28 protein-coding genes are annotated in these 25,564 nt (G+C 65.1%); 17 read left to right on the top strand and 11 right to left on the bottom strand.

Going from position 1 to position 25,564, the window contains the following annotated elements:
- The first annotated feature begins 51 nt into the window (after positions 1–51).
- The 10 genes from ACAH01_RS03205 (at position 52) to ACAH01_RS03250 (ending at position 7,281) form a co-directional block, all read left to right on the top strand.
- Positions 52–693, top strand: a complete 642-nt coding sequence (locus ACAH01_RS03205; RefSeq protein WP_170092591.1) for an energy-coupling factor ABC transporter permease — start codon at positions 52–54, stop codon at positions 691–693.
- Positions 690–998 carry a PDGLE domain-containing protein gene (locus tag ACAH01_RS03210; RefSeq protein WP_372480210.1) on the top strand — a complete coding sequence of 103 codons (309 nt, stop codon included), beginning with the start codon at positions 690–692 and terminating at the stop codon, positions 996–998. Before ACAH01_RS03205 ends, ACAH01_RS03210 begins: the two co-directional genes overlap by 4 nt.
- The gene (gene cbiQ / locus ACAH01_RS03215) at positions 998–1,795 is read left to right on the top strand and encodes a cobalt ECF transporter T component CbiQ (RefSeq protein ID WP_372480211.1); all 798 of its coding nucleotides are present in this window, start codon (positions 998–1,000) and stop codon (positions 1,793–1,795) included. The genes ACAH01_RS03210 and cbiQ overlap by 1 nt, the downstream gene beginning before the upstream one ends.
- Positions 1,792–2,598, top strand: coding sequence for an energy-coupling factor ABC transporter ATP-binding protein (locus tag ACAH01_RS03220; protein WP_346775204.1), 807 nt, complete (start codon positions 1,792–1,794; stop codon positions 2,596–2,598). Before cbiQ ends, ACAH01_RS03220 begins: the two co-directional genes overlap by 4 nt.
- 97 nt (positions 2,599–2,695) lie before the next feature.
- On the top strand, positions 2,696–3,103 hold the full coding sequence (locus ACAH01_RS03225; protein ID WP_372480212.1) for a hypothetical protein: 408 nt from the start codon (positions 2,696–2,698) through the stop codon (positions 3,101–3,103).
- Between the two features lie 145 nt (positions 3,104–3,248).
- Positions 3,249–3,623 (top strand): VOC family protein, encoded by a 375-nt coding sequence (locus tag ACAH01_RS03230; RefSeq protein WP_372480213.1) that lies wholly within the window; start codon positions 3,249–3,251, stop codon positions 3,621–3,623.
- Positions 3,624–3,709: 86 nt separating this feature from the next.
- Positions 3,710–5,305: a gamma-glutamyltransferase gene (gene ggt, locus ACAH01_RS03235; protein ID WP_170092586.1), complete on the top strand. Its 1,596-nt coding sequence runs from the start codon at positions 3,710–3,712 to the stop codon at positions 5,303–5,305.
- Between the two features lie 88 nt (positions 5,306–5,393).
- Positions 5,394–5,627 carry a hypothetical protein gene (locus tag ACAH01_RS03240; RefSeq protein WP_170092585.1) on the top strand — a complete coding sequence of 78 codons (234 nt, stop codon included), beginning with the start codon at positions 5,394–5,396 and terminating at the stop codon, positions 5,625–5,627.
- Positions 5,624–6,019: a PIN domain-containing protein gene (locus ACAH01_RS03245; RefSeq protein ID WP_170092584.1), complete on the top strand. Its 396-nt coding sequence runs from the start codon at positions 5,624–5,626 to the stop codon at positions 6,017–6,019. The genes ACAH01_RS03240 and ACAH01_RS03245 overlap by 4 nt, the downstream gene beginning before the upstream one ends.
- Positions 6,019–7,281, top strand: coding sequence for an MFS transporter (locus ACAH01_RS03250; protein WP_372480214.1), 1,263 nt, complete (start codon positions 6,019–6,021; stop codon positions 7,279–7,281). Before ACAH01_RS03245 ends, ACAH01_RS03250 begins: the two co-directional genes overlap by 1 nt.
- A 99-nt stretch (positions 7,282–7,380) precedes the next feature.
- Here the strand turns inward: ACAH01_RS03250 and ACAH01_RS03255 are convergent, their stop codons facing one another.
- Positions 7,381–7,527: a hypothetical protein gene (locus ACAH01_RS03255; RefSeq protein WP_208627186.1), complete on the bottom strand. Its 147-nt coding sequence runs from the start codon at positions 7,525–7,527 to the stop codon at positions 7,381–7,383.
- 132 nt (positions 7,528–7,659) lie between these two features.
- Complete coding sequence (locus tag ACAH01_RS03260; RefSeq protein ID WP_372480215.1) at positions 7,660–8,661, bottom strand: DUF368 domain-containing protein; 1,002 nt, start codon at positions 8,659–8,661, stop codon at positions 7,660–7,662.
- Between the two features lie 92 nt (positions 8,662–8,753).
- Here ACAH01_RS03260 and ACAH01_RS03265 point away from each other — a divergent pair, with 92 nt between their 5' ends.
- Entirely contained in the window at positions 8,754–9,881 is a 1,128-nt protein-coding gene (locus ACAH01_RS03265) for a M20 family metallopeptidase (RefSeq protein ID WP_372480216.1), read from the top strand.
- Between the two features lie 36 nt (positions 9,882–9,917).
- Here the strand turns inward: ACAH01_RS03265 and ACAH01_RS03270 are convergent, their stop codons facing one another.
- The 3 genes from ACAH01_RS03270 to ACAH01_RS03280 form a co-directional block, all read right to left on the bottom strand.
- On the bottom strand, positions 9,918–10,679 hold the full coding sequence (locus tag ACAH01_RS03270) for a response regulator receiver protein (protein WP_372480217.1): 762 nt from the start codon (positions 10,677–10,679) through the stop codon (positions 9,918–9,920).
- Between the two features lie 49 nt (positions 10,680–10,728).
- A complete protein-coding gene (locus ACAH01_RS03275) occupies positions 10,729–12,516 on the bottom strand; it encodes a PAS domain S-box protein (RefSeq protein ID WP_372480218.1) in 1,788 nt (595 codons plus the stop codon).
- Between the two features lie 125 nt (positions 12,517–12,641).
- A complete protein-coding gene (locus ACAH01_RS03280; RefSeq protein ID WP_372480219.1) occupies positions 12,642–13,028 on the bottom strand; it encodes a RidA family protein in 387 nt (128 codons plus the stop codon).
- 108 nt (positions 13,029–13,136) lie between these two features.
- Here ACAH01_RS03280 and ACAH01_RS03285 point away from each other — a divergent pair, with 108 nt between their 5' ends.
- Complete coding sequence (locus ACAH01_RS03285) at positions 13,137–13,667, top strand: hypothetical protein (RefSeq protein ID WP_372480220.1); 531 nt, start codon at positions 13,137–13,139, stop codon at positions 13,665–13,667.
- Between the two features lie 87 nt (positions 13,668–13,754).
- Here the strand turns inward: ACAH01_RS03285 and ACAH01_RS03290 are convergent, their stop codons facing one another.
- Positions 13,755–14,708, bottom strand: coding sequence for a M48 family metallopeptidase (locus tag ACAH01_RS03290; RefSeq protein WP_372480221.1), 954 nt, complete (start codon positions 14,706–14,708; stop codon positions 13,755–13,757).
- Positions 14,709–15,162: 454 nt separating this feature from the next.
- Positions 15,163–16,278, bottom strand: coding sequence for a hypothetical protein (locus tag ACAH01_RS03295; RefSeq protein ID WP_372480222.1), 1,116 nt, complete (start codon positions 16,276–16,278; stop codon positions 15,163–15,165).
- Between the two features lie 352 nt (positions 16,279–16,630).
- Here ACAH01_RS03295 and ACAH01_RS03300 point away from each other — a divergent pair, with 352 nt between their 5' ends.
- The 3 genes from ACAH01_RS03300 to moeB all read left to right on the top strand — a co-directional run bounded on the left by ACAH01_RS03300 (position 16,631) and on the right by moeB (position 20,077).
- Positions 16,631–18,148, top strand: a complete 1,518-nt coding sequence (locus ACAH01_RS03300; RefSeq protein ID WP_372480223.1) for a carboxypeptidase M32 — start codon at positions 16,631–16,633, stop codon at positions 18,146–18,148.
- Positions 18,149–18,229: 81 nt separating this feature from the next.
- On the top strand, positions 18,230–19,219 hold the full coding sequence (locus ACAH01_RS03305) for a methyl-accepting chemotaxis protein (RefSeq protein WP_372480224.1): 990 nt from the start codon (positions 18,230–18,232) through the stop codon (positions 19,217–19,219).
- A 36-nt stretch (positions 19,220–19,255) separates the two neighbouring features.
- Positions 19,256–20,077 (top strand): molybdopterin-synthase adenylyltransferase MoeB, encoded by an 822-nt coding sequence (moeB, locus tag ACAH01_RS03310; protein ID WP_372480225.1) that lies wholly within the window; start codon positions 19,256–19,258, stop codon positions 20,075–20,077.
- 33 nt (positions 20,078–20,110) lie between these two features.
- On the opposite strand, the gene ACAH01_RS03315 is transcribed toward moeB, so the two are convergent.
- On the bottom strand, positions 20,111–21,019 hold the full coding sequence (locus ACAH01_RS03315) for a cobalamin-binding protein (protein ID WP_372480226.1): 909 nt from the start codon (positions 21,017–21,019) through the stop codon (positions 20,111–20,113).
- A gap of 227 nt (positions 21,020–21,246) precedes the next feature.
- Between ACAH01_RS03315 and ACAH01_RS03320 the strand changes: the two genes are divergently transcribed.
- Complete coding sequence (locus tag ACAH01_RS03320) at positions 21,247–21,837, top strand: 50S ribosomal protein L15e (protein WP_170092572.1); 591 nt, start codon at positions 21,247–21,249, stop codon at positions 21,835–21,837.
- A 137-nt stretch (positions 21,838–21,974) separates the two neighbouring features.
- On the opposite strand, the gene ACAH01_RS03325 is transcribed toward ACAH01_RS03320, so the two are convergent.
- Both ACAH01_RS03325 and ACAH01_RS03330 read right to left on the bottom strand, forming a co-directional pair.
- A complete protein-coding gene (locus tag ACAH01_RS03325) occupies positions 21,975–22,940 on the bottom strand; it encodes a phytoene/squalene synthase family protein (protein ID WP_372480227.1) in 966 nt (321 codons plus the stop codon).
- Between the two features lie 254 nt (positions 22,941–23,194).
- Complete coding sequence (locus ACAH01_RS03330) at positions 23,195–23,368, bottom strand: hypothetical protein (RefSeq protein WP_170092570.1); 174 nt, start codon at positions 23,366–23,368, stop codon at positions 23,195–23,197.
- Between the two features lie 283 nt (positions 23,369–23,651).
- Between ACAH01_RS03330 and ACAH01_RS03335 the strand changes: the two genes are divergently transcribed.
- Positions 23,652–24,017: a helix-turn-helix domain-containing protein gene (locus tag ACAH01_RS03335; RefSeq protein WP_208627175.1), complete on the top strand. Its 366-nt coding sequence runs from the start codon at positions 23,652–23,654 to the stop codon at positions 24,015–24,017.
- Positions 24,018–24,244: 227 nt separating this feature from the next.
- On the opposite strand, the gene ACAH01_RS03340 is transcribed toward ACAH01_RS03335, so the two are convergent.
- Positions 24,245–25,558: a ribonuclease R family protein gene (locus ACAH01_RS03340; protein WP_170092568.1), complete on the bottom strand. Its 1,314-nt coding sequence runs from the start codon at positions 25,556–25,558 to the stop codon at positions 24,245–24,247.
- Positions 25,559–25,564 lie beyond the last annotated feature (6 nt).

Consider the following 25,564-nt stretch of genomic DNA (forward strand, 5'->3'; position numbering starts at 1 on the left):
TATTACTGAGCAATGAGAAAGTATTATTTGTTCGCGCTCGGACCGGAGCGTATGCACATTCCGGACGGATTTCTCGATCTGTGGATCGCCGTCGTCTGTGCCGTCCTCGCTGGCGGGACGCTCGTCGTCGCCGCACGGCGTGCCGACGGCGACCTCACGGACACCACTGCGCCGGTGCTCGGTATCGTCGCCGCCGGCCTGTTCGCTGCACAGCTGCTCAACTGGCCGATTCCCGGCGGCACCAGCGCTCACTTCGTCGGCGGCGCGTTCGCCGCGATCTTGCTCGGTCCCCACCTCGGTGCGCTCTGTGTCGCCACCGTCGTGACGATCCAGGCGCTCGTGTTTGGTGACGGGGGGCTCGTCGTCCTCGGCGCGAACGTCCTGAACATGGCCGTCGTCGAGGTGTACGTCGGCTACGGTCTCTACCGGCTGCTGGCCGGCCACAACGAGTTCGTGGCCGCCTTCGTCGCGGGCTGGCTGGGGATCACGGCCGGTGCCGTGGCCGCCGCGCTCCAGCTCGGTGCCTCCTCGGCGTTCGCCTACGAGCTGGTGACGACCGTCTCCATCATGGGGGTCGGTCACCTCCTCCTGGGGCTGATCGAGGGCGGGATCACGGCCGTCGTCTACCGCTACGTCGCCGACGCCCGACCGGATCTGTTCCCGACCGCGACGACGACGGAGGTGGCCGCGTGAGCGTCGCCAGCGACGCCTGCGACCGTTCGTGGGTTCGCCGGAGCCTGCTCGCGATCGGCGCACTCGTCGCGGTCTCGCCGCTGTTCGCCTGGGCGGCCGGCCGAGTCGGCTACGCAGAACCACTGGAGAACGCCGCAGAGCGCACGGGAGCGATGGCACACGAGGTGACGTACAACCCCGGACTGCTGCCGGACTACACGATCCCCGGCGTCGACCCGCTGGTGGGGACGTTCGTCTCGGCGGTCGTCGGGACGGCGCTGACCCTCGTCGTCGCCACGGCGATCGCACGGCTGCTCGCCGACTGATGGACGCACTCGACCGCACCGTCGCGGCGGTCAGCGACGAGGCCCAGTCCTTTCTCGTGACGACCCGGACGCCGCGACGCGACGGCTTCATGCAGGCCGTCGACCCGGCGCTGAAGCTGGTCGGCGTCCTCTCGCTTCTCGTGATCGCGGTCGTGACCGACGACCTCGCGATCCTCTGTGGGCTGGCCGCCCTCCCGCTGGGACTGGCGATCGGCTCGCGGATCGCGCCCCTGACGCTCGGCCGACGGATCGCACTGCCAGTGCTGGCCTCGGCCGCCGTCGTCGCGCCACAGGCTGTCCTCCAGCCGGGACCGACCGTCGCGGCGCTCGGCCCGCTCTCGCTCTCGGCGACGGGAGTGACCTACGTCGCGGTCTTCCTGGTCCGTGTGACGGCCTCGCTCGCACTGCTGTCCGTGCTGTTGCTGACGACCGGCTTCGGCCCGCTGGTGACGGCCCTTCGTCGTCTTCGGGTCCCGCCGCTGGCGATCACCCTCCTCGCGGTCACGTACCGGTCGCTACTGTTGTTCTTCCGGGAACTCGAACGGATGGCCCACGCTCGCCGGAGCCGCACGTTCTCGCGTGGCTCGCTCCAGGGTCGCTGGGCACGGTCGGGCTCGTTTCTGGGCACCTTCCTCCTGCGCTCGCTCGACCGCGGCGAACGGGTCCAGCGGGCCGCTCGCGCTCGCGGTGGCACGCGCATGCGACCGTACGACCGGTCGGGGTCGCTGGGCCGTGCCGACGCCGCGTTCACGCTGTTGCTCGTCGCTGCCGTCGTGGTTCGGGTGATCGCCGCGTGACGGCGGCCCCGGTGATCGAAGCGTCGGGACTGGCCTACCGGTACGAGGACGGGACGACCGCCGTCGACGGCGTCGACCTGACGATCGAGGCCGGCGAACGGGTCGCGCTGCTCGGCCCCAACGGCGCGGGCAAGTCTACGCTCTTGCTCTTGCTTGGCGGGCTGTTAGCGCCCGACGAGGGCGCTGTTCGCTACTTCGGGACGGACCAGCCGGCCGACGCCGTTCGCGACCGGCTGGGCGTGCTCACTCAGGACCCCGGTGAGTACCTGTTCAACCCGACCGTGCGCGAAGACATCGAGTACGGCCCCTCCCAGCTGGGGCTGTCGGCCGCCGAAGCCGACCGGCGGGTCGCCGAGCTCGCCCGGCGGTTCGACCTCGAACACCTCCTCGATCGCCCCCCGTTCCGGCTGAGCGGCGGGGAGCAGCGCCGCGCCGCCATCGCCAGCGTCCTCTCGGTCGACCCGGAGGTCCTCCTCCTGGACGAACCGCTGTCGAACGTCGACGGCGACAACGAGGCCGCACTGCTGGCGCTGCTCGACGATCTCGCTGCCGACGGCGTGACGATCGTCACGTCGACACCGGACACCGACCTCGTCGCGGCGGTGGCCGACCGAGTCGTCCTGCTCGGCCGCGACGGGCGCGTCGTCGCGACGGGATCGACCCGCGAGGTGCTGACCGACGTCGACCGACTCCGCGAGGCCGGCCTCGCGCCCCCGACCGTCGTCGAGCTGTTCGACCGGGCGGGCTTCGAGGACCTCCCGGTCCGCGTCGAGGAAGCGGTCGAACGGCTGGACCGGGACTGATACCGTCCAGTTCCCAGCATCAGTGACGACCGGGACCGGCCTCGCCCGGTCGACACATATTCAAAAATCTAACCCGAACGATCCGTCCGAGACAAACGTGCCCTCCACTCGACGCAGCTTTCTCACCGGAACCGGTGCCGTGGTCGCGCTCCTCTCTGGCTGTACGGCACCGACTGCCAGCGAGTCACGCATCGCCAAGCTAGCGGTTACGCTCGACAACCGAACGGGGGAAGACCAGGTGTTTCACTTCGCCGTCGAGACGGCCGAGAGACTCCGCGCGTGGCACTCACACGAGGTCTCGTCACACACCAGCGAGACCGTCGTCACAGCGTCAGACGAGAACTTCGAGCCCGTGGGAATCCACGGTGTTGTCGATGACCAGACGGCACGCGGCGATCTTCTCACCAGTAACGAGCGCGAGGTGCGCGAGACGTGTCTCCGCGTCACCTTCAGATGTAGCGGCGAGAAACCGGCGTTCCTGCAAAACGTAGACATCAGTTGTTGACGGTCCAGTCGAGCGGTGTCGTCTCGCATTCTCTGGGCTTCTGTCCACCTGCACACGATCCCGTCTCTGGTTCACTGGCAGCGATCGAATCCGCTTACGGTCGGACGCCGGCACGCTCACGTGGCTGGCGCGTCTCGGTGGCGGTATGTCTGGGATCGTCTTCTTCCGGACCGAGAACCGTGCCGAGACCGTCTCGTTTTACACCGATCGACTCGGCTTCGACGTGTGGCTCGAACAGGAGGGGGGCTGTACGATCCTCTCGTACGACAACCTCCTCGTGGGTTTCTGCGACGGGACCGAGACGGAAACCGACGGGATCGTCACCGTCGTCCTCGGAGACGAGGCCGCCGTCGACGACTGCCACGCCGACCTCGCCGACGTGGCCACCGGTCGGCCCGAGGCCAACGACGACTTCGGGATCTACCAGTTCTTCGCGACCGACCCGGACGGCCGGACGGTCGAAGTCCAGGCGTTTCAGCACGAAACGCCGCCGGTCGGCTCCAGCGTCGACTCCCGATAGTCCGAGCCAGCAGGACCGTCGCCGCAGTTCCGGCAGTATGGGGGTCTGGACCAACGTTTTTGCCCGTGTCCCCGTTTGCCAGCAGTATGGACCCAGACCTCGATCGGTTCGACTCGCGTCGTTCGACCGTCTACGCGAACCGCGGTGTCGTCTCGACGAGCCAGCCACTGGCCGCACAGGCGGGCATCAGGCTCCTCCGTGCGGGCGGCAACGCCTTCGACGCGGCCGTCGCCACGGCGGCGGCGCTGAACGTCGTCGAGCCCATGAGCACCGGTATCGGCGGGGACGCCTTCGCGCTGTATCGCACGGCCGACGGGGAGGTGGGGGCGCTCCGGAGCTGTGGGGGCGCACCCGAGCGGGCGACACGCGAGGCCGTCCGGGACCGCGTCGACGACGGCGAGATGCCCGACTTCGGGCCGCTGGCGATCACGGTTCCGGGCGCGGCGCGGGGCTGGGAGCACACCGTCGAGGAACACGGTCGGCTCGCCTTCGATGAGGTGCTCCAGCCCGCCATCGAGTACGCGACGGAGGGGTACCCCGTCAGCGAGATCATCGCCGACGCCTGGGCCGCCTGTGCCCAGCGGTTCGTCAGTGACGCCGGCCGCGAGGCGTACCTGCCGGGCGGCGAGGCACCCGCCGTGGGCCAGACTGTCACGCTGCCGGGGCTGGGCGAGACGTTCGAGACCGTCGCCCGCGAGGGAGCCGACGCCTTCTACGAGGGCGCGATCGCGGAGCAGATCGGCGACGCCGTGCAGGCCGAGGGCGGTCTCCTCTCGGCCGACGACCTCGCGGGCTTTACCCCCGACGTGGTCGATCCCGTCTCGACGACGTACGGCGGCGCGACCGTCTACGAGCTGCCGCCGAACAACCAGGGACTCATCGCGCTGGAGGCGCTCAACATTGCCGCGGAACTGGGCGCTGGAGACCACCCGGCGGGCTCGCCCGAGCGCGTCCACTACTTCGCCGAGGCGATGAAGCGGGCCTTCCACGACGGCCACCACTACATCACCGACCCCGACTTCGAGTCCGTTCCGGACCTCCACGACCCGGCGTACGCGAGCGAGCGGGCGGCGACGGTCGGGGACACCGCCGGAGAGGTCAGCGTCGGCGGGCCGGGACTCCCCGACGAGGACAGCGACACGGTCTTGCTGACCGTCGCCGACGAGGCGGGCAACGTCGTCTCCTTCATCAACTCGCTGTACAACGGCTTCGGCAGCGGCGTCGTCGTCCCCGACACGGGGATCGTCCTCCAGAATCGCGGCGCGTCGTTCTCGCTCGACCCGGACCACCCGAACACGCTCGAACCCGGCAAGAAGCCGTTCCACACGCTGATCCCCGGCCTCGTCGAACTCGACGACGAGGACTGGGCCGCCTTCGGCGTCATGGGCGGGTACATGCAACCACAGGGTCACGTCCAGGTCCTCAGCAACCTCGTCGACGACGAGATGCCCCTCCAGCGGGCCTTCGACGCGCCGCGCTGGCGCTACATGGAGGACGGTCGCCTCGCGCTGGAGGAACGGCTGGCCGGCGAGATCGGTGCCGATCTCGCCCGACGGGAACACGACGTGGCCGTCCTCCCGCCCCGGCAGTTCGGCGGCGGCCAGATCGCGCGCCGCGAGCCCGACGGGACGCTGTCGGGCGCGACCGAACCGCGCAAGGACGGGAGCAGCGTCGGGTTCTGATACTGCCGGCTGTACATCTGTGACTGATTTCCCCACTCCGGGGTGGCGCTGCAGCAGATTTTTCACTCTGTAAATCTGGATTTACACCATGAGCAAGATGATCCGGGTTCCGGACGAGTACCACGCGTGGGTCAAAGCCCACAACCGGGACGACGAGACGATGTTCGAGACGCTCAGACGGTTGACTCGCGAACCCGAACCGGAAGCTCTCGCCGGGATTCTTTCGTCGGAGCAAGTCGACGAAGCGCGGGCAGCTGCCGAGCGGTTTGGCGGCCGTGACGAGGACCGACTGGAGCGGGCGCGGGAGGCATTCGACGAGTGATTCTCGATTCGTCGTACGTGTTCGATCTGATGGACGGCGAGCGTACAGCTATCGATCGCGGGAGGGAACTGACCGACAGCGGGGAAGTCCAGTGGCTCCCGACGCCCGTCGTCGCCGAGGTCTACTACGGGGTCACCCACACGGCGAGCGAAGAAGAACGTCGACAGGTACAGAACGCGCTCCTGGGCTATCCCCGAGTCGATGTCGACGAGGAGATTGCCCGGACTGCGAGCCGACTGCTCGCCGACGCTGATCGCGATGCCGGTGAGAACAGCGGTGTCGAGACGAACGACGCGTACATCGGTGCCGTCGCAGCTATTCTCGACGAGCCAGTCCTCACAGCAAATCCGGGCGACTTCGAGACACTCGGCGTCCCCGTCGGGACCTACTGATGAACGACAACGACCGCTCGATCGTCGGCTTCGCGATGCTCGCACACGCGACGGTCCACACCTACGAGCTGTCGATCCCCATCTTCGTCGTCGTCTGGCTCCAGCAGTTCTCGACGACGACGGCGCTGCTCGGGACGATCGTCGCCGTCGGCTACGCCCTCTTCGGCATCGGCGCGCTCCCGGGTGGCGTGCTCGCCGACCTGCTGAGCGCCCGCACCGTCGTGATCGGCTGTCTGCTCGGGATGGGCGGCTCGTTCCTCTTGCTCGGGTTCGCGCCGGGCATCCCGACGATCGCCCTCGCGCTGGGGCTGTGGGGCGTCGCCGCCAGCGTCTACCACCCGGCCGGACTCTCCTTGCTCTCGACGGGCGTGTCAGAGCGTGGCACCGGCTTCGCCTACCACGGGATGGCCGGCAACGTCGGGATCGCGTTCGGACCGCTGGCGACCGCGTTGCTCTTGCTGGCCTTCGACTGGCGGACCGTCGCGGGCCTGCTCTCGATCCCCGCGGTGCTGGCGGTCGGCTACGCGGTGACAGCCGAGTTCGACGAGATGGCGGCCGTCAGCACGGACGGCGGCGAGGACGAGGGTCGTGACGGTGGGCCGTCCTCGCTCGGCGAGTTCGTCACCGGCACGCGGACGCTGTTTACCGCGGGCTTCGCGCTGGCGATCTGCGTCGTGCTGATGAACGGCGTGTTCTACCGCGGCGTCCTCACCTTCCTGCCGGACGTGCTCGGCGGCTTTCTCCCGCCGATCACCGACTACGTTCGCCTCTTCGAGCCCGGCAGTCCGATGGCCGAGGAGTTCGACCTCGCCTCCTACGTCTACGCCGGGTTGCTGACCGTCGGGATCGCCGGCCAGTACGCTGGCGGGAAGCTCACGGACCGAATCTCGGTGACGACGGGCCTGATCGGGGTCTTCGCCGCCCTCGCGGTCGTCGCGGTGCTTTTCGTCCCGGCCGCCCGGGCCGGTATCGGGCCGCTGCTCGCCGTCAGCGCGGTGCTCGGTTTCGTCCTCTTTGCCATCCAGCCCCTCTACCAGGCGACTATCGCCGAGTACAGCCCGCCAGACGACCGGGGGCTGTCCTACGGGTTCACCTACCTGGCGAACTTCGGCGTCGGTGCGGGCGGTGCGGCGCTGTCCGGCATCCTCCTCTCGGCGGTCGGCACCGACGGGACCTTCCTCGCGCTGGCGGCCTTCCCGGTACTCGGCGCGGCGCTGGCCGTGGCACTGTCACGAGTCGGCACCCGACGAGAACCTGCCTGACACTGCGGCGGTGCCCTGCTTCGTACTGTTGGCTGTCACTTCGTGTAGCGACTCGCCACTCTTGGGTGACGAAATCGTTCACAGACGTACGCGACAGTATCAGCGGCTTCGCTGCTCGTCGTCGTTCGACGGTCGCTCCGTCCCGCTGTCGTCGGTACCGCCGAAGAACCCGACGATGTTGTCGTTCTCGCGGCAGTACTCGCGTTCCATCGCGCGAATCTCCCGGTAGCTGAAACGATCCGCCATGGATACCCCATTCGTCCCGACACTCTTAATTATTCCTCTCGTAATGTGGCGATCTCCGAGGTAGTGTCCGTGATATTTGCGTCTCTGTCCTATAATGACGTCCTCAGGTTGACGATGTGGGTGGTCGCGGTCTCACACCGCCTCGAAGTCGAGGTCGACGGCGTACCAGTCCAGCACGAGGACGACCACTGCGCCGACGGCCGCGACGGCGGCGAAGACGCCGATCGTCTCGGTCGTCCAGGTGACTGCATCTCGGCTCGACAGTTCGGTGATCGGCGCTCGCAACGCGCCCACGACGAGCGCGACGAGGAAGGCCAGCGTCGCCCCCCGGTTCCTGTCCAGCGCTCGCCGGATCACTCGCGAGATCGTGAACAGGCCCACCAGCCCGCCGAGGATGAACGTGACGACGACCGTCCCGGCGTCGACCAGTCCCGCCGCCGGTCGCCCGGTGAGGACGGCCAGCAGGCCGTCGACGAACGTCGTCAACGCGCCGGACAGTCGCTCGTACTGCCCGAGCACGACCAGCAGGAGCGAGCCGGAGATGCCGGGCAGGATCATCGCGCTCACCGAGACGGCACCGCCGACAAAGACGACCAGCAGTCCGTCGGTCCCCAGCGGGGAGGCCGGACCGGACAGGACGAACGCGAGGACGAACCCCGACACGGCGGCGACCGCGTGAGTCGCGGTCTCGATGCTGAGCGCTCGCAGCAAGATCAGGGCGGACGCGCCGATCAGGCCGAACAGCACGCCGTACAGCAAGACTGGCGTCTCCTCGCTGGCGACGTGGACGATCCTGGCGACGATCACGACGGCGGTGCCGACGCCGCCGACCAGCGCCAGCAGGAACCACACGTCGACCTCTTCGAGGACGGCGACGGCCTCTCGGATCGAGACGCCGCCGCCGGGCGAGAGCGCGCGGAGAAACCGCATCGCCCGCTCGGGCGTGATCGCCGTGATCGCGGCGATCAGGCGCTCGTAGATGCCCATAATCAGCGCGACGGTGCCACCGGAGATGCCCGGCGTCGCGTCGGCAGAACCCATACACAGGCCGACCACGAACGTCTTGAGCCAGCGACGCAGGGGCGGCACCGAACTGAAGACGGGCTCGGTCGCCTCGTCCGACGAGGTCGTCATTGGACGCCTGTTCACCCGTGTACACAATGGCTCTTGTGGACTCTCCACGCCGGTCGCTACAGCCTTTTGTGTCTGCCCCTCTCTGTTCGGGTATGCACGTCGCCGAACTCACCCGCGACCTGGTCTCGATTCCCAGCCACGAGGACGAGACCACCGCGGGCGAATTCGTCGAGGAGTGGCTCCGCGAGCGCACCGACAGTGCCGTCTTCCGCGACGAGCACGGCAACGTCTTCGCGCGCAAAGGGCCGGGCGTCGACCCCGAGGAGGACCGCCAGGCCCGCGACGGCGCGGGCGGTACGTCGCTCGCGCTGGCGGGCCACCACGACGTGGTGCCGCCCGACGAGTCACAGGTCACCGACGGCGGTGCCTACCGCGTCGAACAACGCGACGGCCGCCTCTACGGCCGCGGAACCGCAGACATGAAGGGTGCGGTCGCCGCCGCCATGCTGGCGTTCGAGTCGGTCGGCGCGCCCGATCTCGACGCCGAACTCGTCTTCGTCTCGTTCGTCGCCGAGGAGTCGGGCTGTCTGGGCTCGGCGGCCGCGGTCGACGATGGGTTCGCGCCCGACTACGCCGTCGTCGGCGAGGGCTCGACGGGCTACTCCGCCGAAGGCGTCACCGACGTCGCCGTCGCCCACAAGGGCCGCCGTGGCAGTACGATCACGGCCACCGGCAGAGCTGCCCACGCCAGCGAGGTCGAGAGCGGCGAGAACGCTATCTACCGGGCCAGCGACGCGGTCGACGTGGTGCGGGACCTCCAGTTCCCGTCGACGACGGTGATGGGCCGGGAGGTCCGCGGGAGCGTCGCCGTCACGGAGATCGACGGCGGGAGCGCGTGGAACGTCATCCCCGAATCGTGTGCGGTGACCGTCGACGAGCGGACGGTGCCCGGAGAGCGGGCTCCCATCGAACGCGTCGAGGCGATCGACGGCGTCGAGTGGACCGTCGACCAGGACCTGCCGCCGATGGCCTGTGACGACGGGGCCTTCGCCGACCTCGTGCTGGACGCGGCCACCGCGACACAGGACGGCGCGCCCGAACACGTCGTCAAGCCCCACGCGACCGACGCCGGCAACCTCGCGGGCGCTGGGACCGACTGCGTCGTCGTCGGGCCGGCCCAGCCCGGCGAGGCCCACACCGCAGACGAGTCCGTCTCGATCGGCGTGTTGGAGCGCTGTGTGGCGATCTATCGCGACGTGGCGAGTGAGATCGCGGGGTAGCGGCCCGTTGCCGGCTCGTCGCTCGCGTGTCGCCCGCTACCAGCGGTTGACGTGCTGGTGGCTGGGATCTGCCGCCATCTGGACGTGGCCACAGTCCCCACACCGCCAGACGTACGCACCGAGCTGTGTGACCGCGGGTTCTCCGTCGGCGTCGCCGTCCCACCGCTGACCGCAGTTCGTACACTTCCCGGGTCGGTACTTGCTGTCGATTTTCTCTGTACTGTCTGTCTCCTCGATGTCGCGCTCCAGGAGGATGTCGCGCTTGACGGCGCGGATGTCCTCCTGTTCCATCTGCTTGGTCAGGCGGGCGATGAACTTCTGTAGCTTGGAGGCCCGCTGCTGGAGTTCGTCGTACTGCGTTCTGTCCGGCGGGTGGTCGCCGTCGTGGATCTCGAAGGAGGACAGATCGGCGTTCGTCTGGTAGTACCGGCTCAGTGCGAGGTGGTAGTTCGCCCGGCAGAGGAGCGTCTCGACGAGATCGACCAGCTCTTCCTCGAACACCGGCTTGACGAGCTGGTGGTCCACGTTGAGGTCGGGGAACGGGTCCGACCGCTCCCGTGTCGCGACGACGCGACAGAGCGGTGCGCGCGCTCGGACGATCTCCAGCAGCTTCGAGGCGGCACCGTCCGCGAACCCCTGATTCAGGACGGCGACGACGACCGCACCGTCCAATGCCGTATCAGCCTCCTGTTTGGTCGCGGCCACGTCCACGTCGTACTCGTCGAGCCAGAGCGAATACAGCTCTCCGCGCGTCCTGTTTTCCTCGAAGACGACGACGCTGTTTGCCGGGAAGTCCATCGGTCGTTCTCTCAGGTGTCTGTGGCTGTCTTCCGGGAACCGTGCGGTCTCATTGATCCTCACTTTGACTCGTCGATGCCGCCTCGAACACGTCGCGTGACTTGACCGAGAACGAGTGGACCGTCGCCAAGTCGTCGACGAGCTTGTCGGCCCGCCGAATCGACTCGACTGCGTTCTCGACGGCAGCCTGCTGACTGGGGTCGGCGATCGCCGCGACGGACTGTTCGGCGCGCTGTAGCGGTGTCCGTAGCTCCTCCGCGATGAGTTCGCCGAACTCGTCGAGTCGTCGCTCGATCTCTTCTGCCCGCTCTTTGGTCTCTGTCACGTCCTGGAGGAACCCGACGAAGTGTGTCACCTCGCCGTCGTCGTCGGTCACCGGAGCGACGGTGACACGGCCCCAGAACGGCGTTCCGTCTCTCTGGTAGAGGAGTGCGACGAGCGATCTCGACTCGCTGTCGTGGAACGCGGTGTCGAGTCGATCGAGCTGGCTGGGCTCCGTCTCCGCACCGGCCAGTATCGTGAGGTCCTCCCCGTCCAGCGCCGACTCGTCGTAGCCCGTCAGCGACTGGAAGCTGTCGTTCGCGTAGACGATTCGGCCCGGTGGCTCCATCGCGTCGTGGATCGTGATTCCGATCGGTGCTTCCGCTATCGCCCGGTTCCGGAGGTTCAGCTTCTGTTCGTACTCCTTTTTCTCCGTGATGTTCCGGGTGACGCCGATCAGTCCCTGGATCTCGCCGTCCTCCGTTCGCCAGGGGACTTTCGACGTGAGCGACCACTCGCCGGTTCTGGGATTGTACTCCTCCTGGTTGATGATCCGATCGCCCTCCTCGATGACGCGCATGTCGTCGGCGTACGTCGACTCGGTGTACTCCGTCTCTCCGTAGACCTCCGGGTCCGTCTTCCCGAGGGTTCCCTCGGCGTCCGAGTGAAACTCGCTCATCCGGACGTGACGGGCCTCGGTGTCCTTGACGTACAGCGCGGTCGGTACCTGGTCGAAGATGTGATCCAGCAGGCTCGCTTTTCGTCGGAGTTCCGCTTCGAGGGCCTTCCGCTCCGAGATGTCGCGTCCGATTCCGACGAGCCCTCGCACGTCGCCGTCGTCGACGAGTCTCGCGCCGGTGAACTCGTAGGGGATCGTCTCTCCGTCCGTGGTCACGAACGACGCCTCGACGCTCGCTGCGCCGTCTTCGAGCGTCTCGGCGACGGCCTCGTCGACCCGCTCTCTGTCCGACTTCTCGAAGAGATCGATCGCGTTCATCTCCGCCAGCTCCGCGTCCGAGTAGCCGGTGACGGTCTTGAGGGTCTCGTTCCACCGTTCGAGCGTCCCATCGGTGCCGACGAGGTAGAACACGTCGTCGAGCGTGTCCAGCAGGAGATCGGTCGCAGCTTGGTCCGACCGCAACGCTTCGGTGCCTATCGATCCCGTCTCCCGTGTATCGCGCTCGTCGGACCGCCCTCGGGCGAGGATCTGTTCCAGTCGCCGAGACAGCAGCCGTCGGCCGGTGTCTTCACGCAGGACGACCACGTCGCTCGCACCGGCCCGCAAGGCGTCGTCGACGGCCGTCTCGTCGCTCGTCAGGAACAGCCACGGAGTCGCCGTCGCTTGATCGGCCAGTTTCCGGAGCGACTCCGGTTCGTCCCCGCTGGCACCGTGTTCGTAGACGATACAGTCGACATCGCCGTGGTCGATCTGCTCGCCGGCCGCCTCGACACTGCCGACGGTCGTCACCGACACCTCGCCTCGCACGGCGTCGACTGCACCGCTCGCCTCCCGGAGCAACGCCTCGCGTTCGCCGACGTGGAGCAGCCGCGAGGGATCTGTGTGACTCGGTGCCATGGCTAGTACCAATCAGGTGATTGGTTATAGTACTGCTCCCCTCGTTATCGGTCGTGAAACTGGGGTCCGACACCGCCGTCGAGCGGGCTCGCTTCGCTCGGGCCGTCGTCACGTGACTGGCCCGTTCACTCCCTGATCGCGACGGCTTCGATCTCGACGAGCAGGTCCGGATCGACGAGGCGCTCGATCTCGTACATGCTCGTCGCTGGCCCCACGTCACCGAACGCCTCGCGATGGGCGCGACCGACTGCCTCGTAACAGTCGATATCCGTCACGAACACGCGCGTCCTGACCACCTCGTCGAGTGTCGCGCCGGCCTCGACGAGCGCGCTCTCGACGTTCTCGATCGCCTGCGTGGCCTGTGCGTACGGATCGTCGACGCCGACGACCGCGCCGTCTTCGTCGGTGGCGGTCGTCCCCGACACCTCGATTCGATCCCCGACCCGAACCGCTCGGGAGTAGCCGACTTCGGCTTCCCACTCGGTGCCGCTCGAAATATGCTGACGTTCCATGACTGTGCCCTCTCCAACCGCGGTCGTAAAACCTTCACTCCCCGTCGGTCACTCCACGCCGTCACCCGGATGACAAGATTTGTTTCATCCGCTGTCGATCACCCGACAATGAAACGCCACTCGTGGCTGTTCGGGCGTCGCCTCCCGTTCGCCCTCGGGGTCAGGTTGGTCGTCGTGACGGCACTCGTGCTCGGGGCGCTGGCCCTGGTGAGCGGTGTCACTGACCAGCCGCCCGAGGAGAACGTGACTGTCGACGCGAGCGAGGTCCGGGTCACGCTGAACGACGAACTCACGCTGCCGTCTGGCGACGGTGTCCAGACGTGTGTCTCCACCGGACCGCCCCCGGACAGCGTCGGCGTCGTCGGACCGTTGAGCGTCGATGTCCCGTCGGGGTACGGGCCGGGGCCGTTCGAGGTGAACGTGAGCCTCGGCCACCGCGACGAGTCGACGACACACACTCTCGAAGAGACTGGCGTGGAGCGTGTCTTGCTGTCCTGGACCGTCGAGGACACCGAGACGCTCGCCGTCGGCGACGACGCACGCCTCCAGATTCGAGTCCGCTCCGAGGGAGCGTCCTTGCTGGACACGACACGTCGTCTCCCCGTCGAGAACGGGACACGCTCGTACGACTGCTCCTGACGGCGTCCCGAGCGGACGAGCCGGCCCGGTCGAACGTCGCGTCGGCCGACGTCAGCGACCACCGACATCCTCCAGGAAACCGCGTGATCACGCGGATTGTCGGACGAGGTCGCGTTCCAGCCTGTCGAGACGCCGCTTCGTGGGTGGATGTGTCGCCAGAAGGCGCTGGACGTACGAGTTGTCGATGGAAGCGGCCATCAGCAACGGGTGGAGCGGCTCGAACCCCGCGAGGTCGTCTGGACGCCGTCCGGACTCAGCGAGCGGGAGTATCTGGAACGACTGTCTGTCGACCCGGGTTCGGAGGTCCTCGACCGGTCTGGTCGCCACGTCGGATTGCATCTTCGTGAGGGCGCTCGCAAGAGTGTCTGGACCCCCGCACAGTTGGGCAGCGACAGCGTCGGCGGCATACTCTCGCTGTCGGCTGAGGACGGTGACGACCGCGTGCGTCACCCCCCACACGATCGTCAGCAGGCCGAACAGGACGGCAAAGACGCAGATGAGTGGATAGAAGTAGGGAATCGGAGTCCGGCGCATATCACGCTGGTGGAAATTCGCCACAGAAGCGGCCGTTCCGAGGAGTGTCGGCAGGACAGTAGCCATCGTGAGTACCGTCGCGTCGCGGTTCGCGACGTGGGCACACTCGTGGGCGAGCACGGCCGCCAGTTCGTCGTCGTCCAGCAATTCCACCAGTTCCTCGGTGACGACGACTTGGGGCTTCCGGAGGGGGCCGTCTATCGTGTACGCGGTCGGGACGTCCCCTGCCTCGACGACCAACGTCGGCGGAACGATACCCAGTTGCTGAGAGAAGCGCTGGATGACTCGTTCCAACTGCTCGTCGCCGCTTCTCTCCCTCGAGGCGTTCGCGATACGCTCAATGAGGTGCTCGCCGAACAGGAGTTCCGTACTGAGGAGCAGAGCACCACAGACGAGTGCGACGGTGCCGGCGAGGAGCGGTTCCCCCAGAACGGCCAGCGCGATCCCGTAGACTGTGGCGGTGAGAACGACTGGGGCGAGCACGACGAAGACGAGGGCGAGGACCATGCTGACTGGAAGCCGGATGTCGCTGATAGTAATCAATCCTTCTTCGACAGTTGGCTATAAACGTAAAAAAGACTTCGTGCTTCAACAAGAAGTGAGAGAAGAATAGCGAGAAGGATTAACAATTCAGCCATCTGAAATGGGATAGTTAAAAGAAAAACTACATTTATTATAGCAGTAAGTATAAGTAAGACTATAGGGAGATGAATGTTTGAACGGGCGAATTTCCATTCAGTTCGACTCAAATCCCACAGAATAGCTGAAATTAAAACTGGAGAAATGGTGTGACCCACGACCACCAGCCAGGTTTGAAACACATCATTTGAAAAATTTTCCGGGAACCAAATGGTCAGTATGATTACAATATGCGCAAAAGCGAGCAGCAGGAGCTTTCTCATCATTCTGGAATGTACTGTGTGTTTGTTTGATCTGCAATCAATAATATTGTCTACGTTCTCTATGCGCCTACACCGGTTATCCCTGCGACCGCTGCAACGATGGCGATTATAATTAGTGCTATCAGTGTGACAATAACTTCAACAACAAATTTCGCAGCCCCCCAAAGATCTATTTCAGGAACGAAATCCTCTGCAAGCTTAGTTGCTTCAGCCGTATCAGGTCGTTCTTGGTAACAGTCTGTTACGCAAGCCCCAGCAGCTTCACTTCCGAGCCAGACGCAATATTTTCCTGAATCTGTAATTTCTAATCCAACCCACATATCTAAAAATACTGTTGCATCTCCAACATCTCCTTTAGCAATTGTCACAGGGGCTGAAAGTAGCGGTGGAGTCTTACCCCAACTGCATTGCTTTCTCATACAGCCTATTGAGCTGGTTTTTGCACAGTATTCACCGAATCCACCAGCATCATGGCACTCTTCAACACCGACCTGTGGTAGCTTTGGGATATTACAACGGGATGGATCAAAATCTTGCGTGGTTATTTGAGTAGATGGTGTCTTGGATTTTGTTTCTATAAGACCTTGAAGAGAGTCTGGAGCAGTCTGCCTATTTATAACTCTCTTTTTTCGATCCGAAGGCTGAGACTGAATTTCCACTGATGGGCCTTTGGAATTGTTCCGATGTGACCGTCGTCCATTCTTTTTTCCATTTAATACATTGGTTATATCTGAGATATCAGCAGCAATTATCTCGCCAGCTTCCCAGTAGCTAATTTCGGTCTTGCTGTGCCATTCGAGTTGCATTATTGCGCCGGTCTTGGCTTCCGCTACCTTGATTACCTCCGTGGCACGCCGACCTGGTGGAGTCCCTTCTCGAGGGAGATACGAATTCTTTGGCTTGGATACGTCCGTGGCAATATAAAGTCCAAGGTTTTCATCAATTACTGGCGTAGTGAAAGCCAGCATTGACTGTTCAGGATGCTCAGCTACATCAACGGCCAATTCATATATCGGTTTTGTTTCAAACTCATCCAAATCAATCTCTTCTTCTCCGATTTGTCCTGCTGATGCCGTGGTTGATAAGAAACCACCAGTTGCACCCACCGATCCAATGGCTTTCAATAACTCACGTTTATTCATGTCGACTCCATTGACTCCATTATCATCCGACATTACAGTAGCAGATGGAATTAGGATCAATATAAATATATCAATTTAAAACTGATAATATTAATAGAAATGGGGGCATGTGAATCCCCCAAACAGACAGGTCTGAATTCACTTTGAGGGGTTTCCACATCTTATTCTCGGTATACTCACCTGAGGACAGAACTGATGATAATAAAACGCACATTCGTATAGATAGACTCGTTCAGCAGGGCCCACTGATATTGCTGCCGTCGTGAAATTGAGGACACCATCCACTCGAAAATCGTCTATAGGATCCATATTCTCCACGACTGCTCCTGAGTGAGAGAGTGACGGGAGCGTCGGGTCTATAGGGTCGCCGCCGTTATGCGAGCGTATGGCAACGGAAGCCGACCCTGACGCCGAGGCGGAGACGCCAGACACCTACGAGCAGTTCCGGGCCCACGTGGAGCAGTTGACCTACGTCGGCGACGCCGCCGGCGTCCTGCAGTGGGACCAGGAAGTGATGATGCCCGACGAGGGGACACCCGCCCGTTCGAAGCAGTCGGCGGCGCTGTCGACCCTCTCGCACGACCTCCTGACCGACGACGACGTGGCGGAGTGGCTGGACGAACTCGAGGGATCGGACCTCGATCCCGAACAGGAGGCCGTCATTCGGGAAGTCCGTCGGCAGCACGACCGCGCCGTGAAGGTGCCGAGCGACCTCGTTCAGCAGATCTCGGAGGCGACCTCGAACGCGCTCCCGGTCTGGGAGGAGGCCAGGGCCGAGGACGACTTCGAGATCTACGCCGACACGCTCGAAGAGCTGGTCCAGCTCAAGCGCGAGTACGCCGAGGCGATCGACCCCGACCGCGACCCCTACGCGGTGCTGTTCGAGGAGTACGAGCCGTACCTCGGCCTCGACACCGCCGAGGCGGCACTCGAAGACCTCCGCGACACGCTCGTCCCACTGATCGACGACATCGAAGACAGCGACGTGACGCTGGCCGATCCTTTCGAGGGGAGCTACGACGAGGCCTCACAGGAGGAACTGGTCCGGTCGGCCCTGGACTATCTCGGCTACGACTGGGACCGCGGGCGACTCGACACCGCTCCCCATCCCTTCTCGACTGGGACGCAGTTCGATGCCCGCGTGACCACGCGGTTCGATCCGGCGGACCCGCTCGGGGCGCTCAGTTCGACGATCCACGAGTTCGGCCACGCGACGTACACGCTCGGGCTCCCCGACGAACACTACGGGACGCCGCTGGGCGAGTCCCGAGATCTCTCGGTCCACGAGTCCCAGTCTCGACTCTGGGAGAACCACGTCGGGCGTTCCCAGCCGTTCTGGGAGGGCTTCGCGCCGACCGTCGAGGACCACCTCGGTACGTCGGCCACGCCCCGTGAGTACTACGAGGCGGCCAACACGGTCCACCCGGACAACCTCATCCGCGTCGAGGCCGACGAACTGACCTACCACATGCACATCGTCCTGCGCTTCGAGATCGAGCGGGACCTGATCCACGGCGACCTCGACGTGTCCGAGGTACCGCAGGTCTGGAACGACAAGATGGAGGAGTACCTCGGAGTCCGGCCCGAGACCGACGCCGAGGGGTGCCTGCAGGACATCCACTGGAGCCACGGCTCCTTTGGCTACTTCCCGACGTACTCGCTGGGGTCGGTGCTCGCCGCACAGCTGTTTGCCGCCGCCGAAGACGACATCGGCGATCTGGACGGACAGCTCCGCGACGGCGAGTTCGACGACCTCCACGAGTGGCTCACGGACAACGTCCACAGCCACGGCGCACGCTACGAGACCGACGACCTCATCGAGGAAGCGACCGGCGAACCCTTCACCGCCGACTACTTCCTCGAGTACGCCGAGTCGAAGTACCGCGACCTGTACGACTGCTGAACCTCCGACGGCATCGACCATTCTCTCTTTTGATTCTGTTGGGCACACCATTTTTAACCGAACTGCGGCAAACGGCTACCAATGTCAGACACCGAGCCCCAGGCGGAGCCGGAACTCTCGGCAGCCAGTGACATCGACGAGGACCTCGATACGGACATCGACGATCAGATCGAGCAGCGAGTCGACCGACAGGCGGGCTACGACAACGCGGCTGCCAGCGATATCCAGACATCGATCGCCGAACTACAGGCGTCGTCCGAAGACATCGCGACGGAAGTCGACGACATCCGCGGCCGAGCCGCCGAACAGCACGAGGGGATGAGCCAGATCGCCGAAGAGGTGTCGAACCTCAGCGCGGCCGTCGAGGAGATCGCCTCCTCCTCAGAACAGGTCTCGACGGCGACACAGGAAGCGACGGCGCTGGCCGATCGGGGCCAGGAGAACGCACAGAACGTGTACGGCGCGATGGAGCGAATACAGGGAGCCGCCGACAGCGTGACCGAAGACGTCCGAACCATCCAGCAAAGCGTCGCGGAGATCGACGAGATCGTCGAGGTGATCAACGACATCGCCGACCAGACGAACATGCTGGCACTCAACGCCTCCATCGAGGCCGCGCGTGCCGGTGAAGCCGGTGAAGGCTTCGCCGTCGTCGCCGACGAAGTCAAGTCACTCGCCGAGCAGGCCCAGTCGGAAGCCAGCGAGATCGAGCAGATGGTCGGTCGCATCCAGGGCAACACGGAAAACGCCGTCGACAGCCTCGAAACGTCCAACGCCGAGATCGACGAGGGGATCGAATCCGTCGAGGAGTCCGTCGAGATCTTAGACGAGATCGGCGACGCGGTTCGGGAGGTCAACGACGGGATCGCGGAGGTCGCGAGTGCGACCGACCAGCAGGCCGCCTCCACCGAGGAGGTCGCGAGCATGGTCGACCAGGCGACGGCCGCCGCCGAGGAGATCGCCGAGTCGACCGCCGCAATCGCCGACGAAGCCGACGACCAGACCGAACAGATCGCAGACATCAACCGCGCCGTCGACGAACTCGTCGCCGACTGGCAGGGACAGCGGTAGCGCACGGCTTATTGTTCTCGGCAGTCCACTTTCGCTATGGTCGATCTCGATCCCGAGCAGCTCGACCGATACTCGCGCCACGTCATCATGGACGATGTCGGGCCGTCCGGCCAGGCGGCACTGCTGGACGCCAGCGTCCTCGTCGTCGGTGCCGGTGGCCTGGGCTCGCCGGTGCTCCAGTACCTCGCGGCCGCGGGCATCGGACGGCTGGGCATCGTCGACGACGACGTGGTCGAACGGTCGAACCTCCAGCGGCAGGTGCTCCACACCGACGACGACGTGGGCCGATCGAAGGTCGACAGCGCCCGTGAATTCGTCGCCGACCGCAACCCCGACGTGACCGTCGACACCTACGAGACGCGACTCACGCGGGACAACGCCGACGAGCTGATCGCCGACTACGACCTCGTCGTCGACGCCTCCGACAACTTCGGGACCCGGTACCTGGTCAACGACGCCTGCACGCTGGCCGGAACGCCGGTGTCACACGGCGCGATCTATCGCTTCGAGGGACAGGTGACGACGTTCTCGGGCGAGGGGCCCTGCTATCGCTGCCTGTTCCCGTCGGCACCGCCGGAGGGGGCCGTCCCCGACTGTGCGACTGCCGGCGTGTTGGGCGTGTTGCCGGGGACGATCGGCTGTTTCCAGGCGACGGAGGTCGTCAAGTGGTTCCTCGACGAGGGCGAGAGCCTCGACGGACGGTTGCTCGTGTACGACGCGAGCGAGATGAGCGTCGATGAGGTGCCGATCGCGCCGAACCCGGACTGCCCGGTCTGTGGGTCGGAGCCGGTGCTGTCCTCGGTTACCGACGCGGAGTACGACGGTCGCTGCTCGCTCTCGGACTCTGTCGGCGACTGACAGCGCGCTCGTCGTTCGCCGGGCGGTCCGGTCTCAATGCTGGACCGCTTCCAGTTCGCTGACGGCGTCTCTCGGCGGTCGGTCGAACAGAGCCGGGTGGATCGCCCAGCCGAGGAACTCCAGCGTGTCGACGAGGCGCGGTCCCGACCGGTTGACGTAGTGGTGGCCGTCGACGAGCGTGACGTGCCCGTTCCGGACTGCCGACAGCTCTGCCCACCCCGGCCGCTCGGTCAGGTCTGCGAGGTTCTCGCGGATCTGCGCGAGGTCGAACCCACAGGGCGAGACGATCAGCCGCTCGGGATCGTACGCTCTGATCTCGTCCCACTCGCGGGGCCGCGAGTGTGCGCCCGCCGACTCCAGCCCGTACTCGCCACCGGCAGTGGCGACCATCTCGGGCACCCAGTGGCCGGCGACCATGACCGGCTCCGTCCAGTCGAGGACGGCGACGCTCGGCGTCGCCTCGGCTCGTGCGGCCGTCGTCTCGACCGCGGCCACCCGCGAGCGCAAGTCGCCGACCAGCTCGTTCGCCCGCTCGCCACGGCCGAGTACGTCTCCGATGTGCTGGATCGACTCGAAGAGGTCGTCGAGCGTGTGCACGTCGAGTGTCAGCACCTCCGCGTCGAGACCGAGCTCCACGACCGCGTCTTCGACGACGACGTGGTCGACGGCACACACGTCACAGACGCCCTGCGTGACGATCAGGTCGGGGTCGAGCGCGGCCAGGGTCTCTCGTTCGATGGCGTAGACTCCCTCGTCCTCCGCGGCGGCGACCTGCTCGTTGATCTCGCCGCTCGCGGCCGTCGGATCGACCCGCGAGCGGTTCACCGACGGCTGCTCGCCGGCAGCCGGGGGATAGTCGCACTCGTGGGAGACGCCGACCGGCTCGACGCCGAGGGCGTAGACGATCTCGGTCGCCGACGGCAACAGCGTGACGACGCGCATACCACCCGTTGCGACCGACCAGCAATCAGCGTGTTGGTGGTCACACGGGGGTCCGTCTCGATCAGCTTCGAATGGCTTAAGGGCGCAAGCCGGGAAGCAGTGGGTAACTCGCTGGACGACGGGCACCAGCGGGCACCTGCATGGACCGATCGACGGGTCGTACAGGTCGGGATGTGACTCCGGACGATTCCGGCGTTGAACCACGCAACGCCCGTGGTGATACACACATGGCACGAAGTTCGTACTCCTACATTCGAGAAGCGTGGCAGAACCCGGACGACGGCAAGCTCGCCGAACTCCAGTGGCAGCGACAGCAGGACTGGCGCGAAGAGGGCGCTATCGAGCGCATCGAACGCCCGACCCGCCTCGACAAGGCCCGCTCGCAGGGCTACAAGGCAAAGCAGGGCGTCGTCGTCGTGCGAACGTCCGTCCGCAAGGGCGGCGCTCGCAAGGAGCGATTCACGGCCGGTCGACGCTCGAAGCGCCAGGGCGTCACCCGCATCACGCGCCGCAAGGACATCCAGCGCGTCGCCGAGGAACGGGCCACTCGCACGTACCCGAACCTCCGCGTGCTCAACAGCTACTGGGTCGGGGAAGACGGCCGCCAGAAGTGGCACGAGATCATCCTCGTCGACCCCGAACACCCCGCGATCCAGAACGACGACGACCTGGGCTGGATCGCAGACGACGACCACACCGACCGCGCGCTGCGCGGCCTGACCGGTGCCGGCAAGCGCAACCGCGGACTGGACACGCGCGGCAAGGGTGCCGAACACATCCGCCCGAGCCTCCGTAGCAACCGCGGCCGCGGGAAGTAACGCTCGCTCGTTTTTCGTTTTTCGTTCACTCGTCCGTCAGCCGCCGAACCCACCGACGAGGAGCGCCCGCTCACGCTGCTTGCGGCCAGTAAAACGGGAGGGTCGCAACTCCGGACCGGCGCTACAGACTGGAAGCGTCAGGCCGGCTGGCTCGAATCTCGGACGCCGACCGGCGTCTCCGCGGCGGGCGACGGCTCGGAGATCGCACTGACCGCGTAGAACGCGGCCTCGGGATCGTGGTGGCGACGCCAGTGCCACCAGGTCCGGGCCAGCAGCCAGAGTCGTCGACGGCGGGTGAGTTCGGGCGTCTCGGCGAGCACGTCGTAGCCCCGTGCTCTGATGAGTCGGTGGTGTTCGGCGTACAGCACCGCCGACAGGAGCACGGCGAACTGGCTGTCTTCGGGGAGGTACCTGATCCCGGCGACACCCTCGTGGTACAGCTGTTCTGTCCGGGCCAGCTCCGTCTGCATCACTGCCCGAAAGTCGTCGGTGACGTTCGCCTCGGCGAGGTCGTCCTCGGTGACGCCGTGTTCCGCAAGCGTCGCCTGGGGCAGGTAGACCCGACCGTACTCGTGGATGTCTTCGCGCACGTCTCGGAGGAAGTTCGTCAGCTGGAACGCCTCGGCCAGCGCCGCGGCGTGTGGCCGCGCCGTCTCCTGCTGTTCGACGTCCATCACGTCCATCATCATGTTGCCGACGGCGACGGCCGACCCGCGCATGTACTCCACGAGGTCCTCGAACGTCTCGTAGCGAGCCTGGGCGATGTCCATCTCCATCGCGTCGATGAAGACGTTGACCTCCTCGTCGGGGATGTCGTGACGTTCGCGCAACTCCGCGAACGCTTCCAGCACCGCCGCGTCCTCGCCCGTCGCCGAGGCGTGGCCGAGGGCGGCCTCTCGGATCTCTTCGAGGCGCTCGTGCTGGACCGCCGCCCCCGGACCGTCGGGCTGGTCGACCACGTCGTCGGCCACCCGGAAGAACGCGTAGAGGACGTACGTGGCGTGGCGGATCCGCTTGGGGAGCACGCGGGTCGCCAGGTGGAAGGTCCGGCCAGTGCGCTGTTGAATCGATTTACTCGTCTTGATATCGTCAGTGTCTACCATTGGAAGTGCATTTTGTCGGGATCTACAGGCGGTGCCAGTCGTCGAATCCGGTTGCCTCGTCGGGATTGAAACGGTCGACCGACGAGAGTGAGATGGTCACGTGACTGTTATATACGGTAACCAGACTCATAAAACGTGTGCCCAACCAGGTTGGCGAGATCCCGCCGTCTGCACTCGCTCGCGGTCTGTCCCCACCGCTTCGATGCACCGATCACCAGCGGTTCCGACGCACAGAGGTTGCTCGCCCGTCCGTCTCAGGTCCCGTCGATCGGCGGATTGAAGTACAGCGTGTCGGCGAGCGCGAGGACGCCGACCAGCGAACTGGCCGGCAACACCGTTCGGAGCGGGATGCCAAAGAGGACGTTCGACAGCAGCGCGACGACGAAGGCCGTCGGAATGACGGCCAGCACGAGGTCGTACCGCGACAACGCAGTTCGATTACTGTTCCGAGGCAGTCTCCGTTTCGTACTGGCAGTCATCACTATTCACCTCCTCGTGTGTCTCTACGTGCGATTCTCACTAAAATCCCACGCCGATAAACCGCTCCGAACACACCACGTGGTCACTCGACACACTCTCGAATAGCTCTCGTATAATTTCAATATTATTCGACCCGCGCTCATTCACCGACGGCCGTTCCACACATCGACTCGCGAAAAATACTCTCCGGGAACTGCAGTATTTATTTGGCGGGGGCCCGCCGTACACTGCATGGACAGAACGGGGGACGAGTACTCGGTGGGAAACGGGGGACACGACATGGGCCCACTGACTGCGGCGGCGGCGATCGTGGGGAAAAAGTGGCACCCACGCATCGTCGTCGAGTTGCTGCGCGACGGACCGCTCGGTTTCAACGACCTGAAAGAGAGCGTGGACGGGATCTCGGACAAGGTCCTCTCCGAGAGCCTCGACGACCTACAGGAACGCGATATCGTCCACCGGACCGTCATCGACGACAAGCCGGTCCGGGTGGAGTACTCGCTGACGGAGTGGGGCGAAGAGCTGGAGCAAGTGGTCACTGCGATGGACGAGTGGGGCACGCGATATCTCGACCGCACCGACGATTCTGGGGAGTGAGTCGTCGTCTGCAATCGCACTGATCGACGACTCACAGAACGGACTGCTCGCTGGGTCGATCAGTCCTCACTCGCACTGATCGACGACTTACAGAACGGACTGCTCGCTGGGTCGATCAGTCCTCACTCGCACTGATCGACGACTTACAGAACGGACTGCTCGCTGGGTCGATCAGTCCTCACTCGCACTGATCGACGACTCACAGAACGGACTGCTCGCTGGGTCGATCAGTCCTCGTCCACTACTTCCAGCCCGCGATTGTTCACCGCAGAGGGATCGAGACCGATCTCTTCGAGGAACTGCTTGTACTCGCGCTCGCAGGTCTCGGCCGCCTTCTGCTTGTCGCTGGCGCGGTCACACAGCGCGATCAGGTCCTCTGGCACGTCGTTCGTGTAGACGATCCAGTGGTTGATCAGGTCCGAGAGCCGTCGGATCGGCGAGGTGAAGTGCCCGTAGATCTCGAAGTTCAGGGCGTGGTGGCCGCCGAAGGGGTCGTTCATGTACTTCGCGCGGGGCATCACCTTCATGACGGCCCACTGGATCTTGTCCAGCTGTCGGCCCGGTGCCTGCTCCAGCGTCGCGTTGACGGCCTTCCGTGGGTCGTCCCAGGCGTCGCCGGGGATCGAGACGCCGTCGAGTTCCTGGATCTCGACGAGGGCCTCGTCCCACTCTTCGGGGCTGGGCTGGGGGTGGACCCGATACATCGCCTCGACGCCGCGATCCCACATCAGCTCGTGCGTGACGGCCTTGTTGGCCTTGAGCATGCACTCCTCGATGATGGTGTGGGCGCGGTCTCGGGCGGGGTTGAGCACGAGCGATCCCTCCTCCTTGCGCTGCTCGTGCATCGCGTCCGCGAGGTTCCAGATGAGTTCGGTCTTTTCGGCCAGGTCGACGCGCTGGTCTTCGAGCAGGTCCGCGGCCGTCTCGGGTTCGTCGAGCAGGCGCTCGGCCTCGGTGTAGGTGAGCCGGGCGTCGCTGCGGATCACCGACTTGTAGATGTCGATCTCCTCGTAGCCCAGGTCGTCCTTGTCGAGGTGCATCTCGACGGTGTGGGCCAGCCGATCCTCGTTGGGGACGAGCGAACAGACCGTCTCGGCCAGCATCGGCGGCAGCATGTGGATGGTGTAGCCGGGCAGGTAGACGGTGTTGCCCCGCTCGACGGCCTCCTCCCACATCGCCGTATCCGGGTTGACGTAGTGGGTCACGTCGGCGATGTGGACCCACAGGACGTACTCGTCGTCTCGCTCCTCGACGGAGATGGCGTCGTCGAAGTCCTGTGCGTCGATCGGGTCCGTGGTCCACGTCGTCAGCTCTCGCAGGTCCTCGCGCTCGTCGACCTCGTCGGCGATCTCGGCCTGCACGTCGGTGGTCCGCGCTTCGGCCTCCTCCATCACCTCGGGCGGGAACGCGTCGCGGATCTCGAACTTCTCGAACAGCTCCTCGCGCTTGTTGGCCATGTGACGGGCCATCTCCTCGTCGATCTCGACGGGGCCTTGCCCCTCCGGCGTGCCGGCCTCGGCCTGCGCGTCCTCGTCTGTCATGGCGCT

Source organism: Halomicrobium sp. HM KBTZ05 (assembly GCF_041530035.1).
Lineage (GTDB): Archaea > Halobacteriota > Halobacteria > Halobacteriales > Haloarculaceae > Halomicrobium.